Below are 2,701 nucleotides of genomic sequence, written 5' to 3' on the forward strand. Positions count from 1 at the left end.
CAGCCGACTTGCTGCCGGCGACTTTGCCGGCCGGTTCCCGGCCGCCGTCCGCGTCGAACTCGCCGCTGCGCACCTCGTGGGCGATGGAATCGAGCACGCCGTTGACGATGCGCGGCTCGTCTTCCACGAAGAAGGCGCGGGCCACATCGATATATTCGCTGATAACGACGCGGGCCGGCACGTCCTTGCGCCGGGTCAACTCATAGGTGCCCGCCCGCAAAATCGCGCGCAGGATCGAATCGACCCGCTTCAGCGGCCAGGATGCCGCCAGCGCCTTGTGCACCATCGGGTCGATGGTGCGCTGGTCGGCCACCACGCCGGCGACCAGATCGCGGAACCACGCCGGATCGGCATCGCGGTACTGCTCGCCGTCCAGCTCCTTGCCGAGCCGGAACAGCTCGAACTCGGCGATGACGTCGGCAAGCTCGGTGCCGGCGATTTCCATCTGATAGAGCGCCTGCACGGCCCCGAGACGGGCCACGCCGCGCTGGTTGGCCGGCCGCGCGTCGCGACCGGCATTTCGCGCCTCTTCGGCCATGGGTTTACACTCCGAAGCGGTTCTTCACGTCGATCATGGCCAGCGCCGCGCGGGCCGCGAAGCCGCCCTTGTCCTTGCTGTCCACGCGGGCCCGGGCCCACGCCTGATCGTCGTTCTCAACCGTGAGAATGCCGTTGCCGAGGGCGAGCGCGCCATCGACGGCAAGGTCCATCACCGCCCGGGCCGACTCGCCCGCAACGATGTCGTAATGGGTGGTTTCGCCGCGGATGACGCAGCCCAGAAGCACGAAGCCGTCATAATCGACCTCGCCCATCTCCATGGCCATCAGCGCCATGGACAGCGCCGGCGGAATCTCCAGCACGCCCGGAACGGAGACCCGCTCATAGGTGGCGCCGGCCTCGTCGAGGGCGCGCAGAGCCCCTTCCAGCAGAGCATCGGAGATGTCCTCGTAGAAACGGGCATCGATGATGAGAATGTGCGGCGCGGTATCGTCGGCCATGGTCTGTCCTTCCCGATCGTTGAGCGCGGCGGGGCGTGCGACGAATTGAGCGCGCAGACGAACCACGAAGCAGCCGATTTGTCCAGACGATCCGCCGCAACCGGGCGTCCAATCGCGCGCAGCCGCCATGCAGGGCGGGCGCAGCGGCCGCCTCCGGCGGCCGGGATATGCACCGACATTACACAAATTTCACATGCCAAAGCGCAGCGGGTCTGCAATATGGCCTCACCGACACGGGGGCACCAATCGCCGGCCGCGCCGGGAACTGTAAGTGGGGAGACTGAAATTATGGCATCCAGGAAGAAGACTTCCATCCTTTCCGTTGTTGCTGGTGCTGCTCTTGCTGCGACTGTTTCGGCCGGCGCCGTTGCTGTCTCGGCCCCGGCTTTCGCCCAGCCTCTTGTCGGCGACGGTGCGGTTGACGTGAGCCAGGTCAAGGCCACCGTCGTTGCGATCGATGCCGAAACCCGCCAGGTCACGCTGAAGGGGCCGGAAGGTCACCTCTTCACCGTCAAGGCCGGTCCGCAGATCAAGAATTTCAGCCAGATCGACGTCGGCGATACCGTCACCCTGACCCAGACCGACGCCGTGGTGGCCGATATCGCCAAGCCGGAGAAGGGCGCCGAGGTCGGCGTGCAGATCGAGCAGCTCATGGGTGCGGCGCCGGCCGGCGACAAGCCCGCCGGGGCGGTGATCGACACCATCCGCCTGACGGGCGAGATCGTGCGCGTCGATCCCGACGACGCCACGCTGGAAGTGAAGGGCCCGGAAGGCCGCCTCTACACCATTCAGGCCAAGAAGGATGCCCAGAAGCAGAAGGTGAAGGCGCTGCAGGCCGGCGATCTGGTGCAGGTGACCTTCATCCAGTCGACCGCCATCGCGGTCACCAAATAAGCCCGCGCACGAGGGCTGACGAGGCCGGGGGGCGGGCCGCCGGCTGCCGGGCAGTTTGAACCTCCGGGGGGAGGCCCGGCGCAACTGGGGCTGGCGGCTCTGAAGGCTCCGTCTGCGATTGTCGCAGACGGAGCCTTCTTTCGTTTTGCGCCGCAGTCCCGGTCCGGCCGGGTTTTATTCCGGCCGCGCTTCCTGCAGGCGGGCGACGTAACGGGCCATCAGGTCGACTTCCAGATTGACCGGATCGCCGGCCTTGCGGCCGCCCCATGTGGTCACCGCCAGCGTGTGCGGAATGAGCAGCACCGAGAAATCGTTGCCCGCCACGGTGTTGACGGTGAGCGAGGTGCCGTCGAGGGCAACCGAGCCCTTGGGGGCGATGAAGCGGGCGAGCGCCGCCGGGGCACGGAAGGTGAGGCGGGTGGTTTCGCCGATCTCCTCGCGCGCGATCAGTTCGGCAAGGCCGTCGACGTGGCCGGCCACGATATGGCCGCCCAGTTCGTCGCCGATCTTCAGCGCCCGTTCCAGATTGAGCCGCTCGCCGGCAGCCCAGCCGGCAACGGTGGTGACGGCGAGGGTTTCGGGGGCGGCATCGAAGGCGATGTGGCTGCCGCCGGCCGGCTTCGGCGCGCATTCCACCACCGTCAGGCACACGCCGTTGCAGGCTATGGAGGCGCCGATCTCGATGGTCTGCGCGTCATAGCGGCTGTCGATGACGAGACGGCGCACCGCGCCGCGGGTTTCGACGGCGGCGAGCGTGCCGACGTCGGTGATAATGCCGGTGAACATCAGCCGGGTTCCCTGCGCCAGAG

The 2,701-nt window shown here is 67.4% G+C and carries 4 protein-coding genes; 1 reads left to right on the plus strand and 3 read right to left on the minus strand.

Going from position 1 to position 2,701, the window contains the following annotated elements; genetic code table 11:
• Together nusB and ribH are read right to left on the minus strand one after the other, a co-directional pair.
• Window positions 1-538 (minus strand): transcription antitermination factor NusB (gene nusB, locus V7067_RS14835; RefSeq protein WP_334176681.1); only part of this gene is annotated, 538 nt, incomplete at its 3' end.
• 4 nt (window positions 539-542) lie between these two features.
• Window positions 543-998, minus strand: coding sequence for a 6,7-dimethyl-8-ribityllumazine synthase (gene ribH, locus V7067_RS14840; protein WP_334176682.1), 456 nt, complete (start codon window positions 996-998; stop codon window positions 543-545).
• Window positions 999-1,421: 423 nt separating this feature from the next.
• Here ribH and V7067_RS14845 point away from each other — a divergent pair, with 423 nt between their 5' ends.
• Window positions 1,422-1,892, plus strand: a complete 471-nt coding sequence (locus tag V7067_RS14845) for a hypothetical protein (protein WP_334176683.1) — start codon at window positions 1,422-1,424, stop codon at window positions 1,890-1,892.
• A gap of 174 nt (window positions 1,893-2,066) precedes the next feature.
• Here the strand turns inward: V7067_RS14845 and V7067_RS14850 are convergent, their stop codons facing one another.
• Window positions 2,067-2,678: a riboflavin synthase gene (locus V7067_RS14850; RefSeq protein ID WP_334176684.1), complete on the minus strand. Its 612-nt coding sequence runs from the start codon at window positions 2,676-2,678 to the stop codon at window positions 2,067-2,069.
• Window positions 2,679-2,701 lie beyond the last annotated feature (23 nt).

The sequence above is a fragment of the Pseudoxanthobacter sp. genome (genome assembly GCF_036822375.1).
Lineage (GTDB): Bacteria > Pseudomonadota > Alphaproteobacteria > Rhizobiales > Segnochrobactraceae > Pseudoxanthobacter.

Coding starts and splice junctions, on each gene's coding strand:
- V7067_RS14850 (WP_334176684.1), bottom strand. CDS start 2,678: ATGTTCACCGGCATTATCACCGACGTCGGCACGCTCGCCGCCGTCGAA.
- ribH (WP_334176682.1), bottom strand. CDS start 998: ATGGCCGACGATACCGCGCCGCACATTCTCATCATCGATGCCCGTTTC.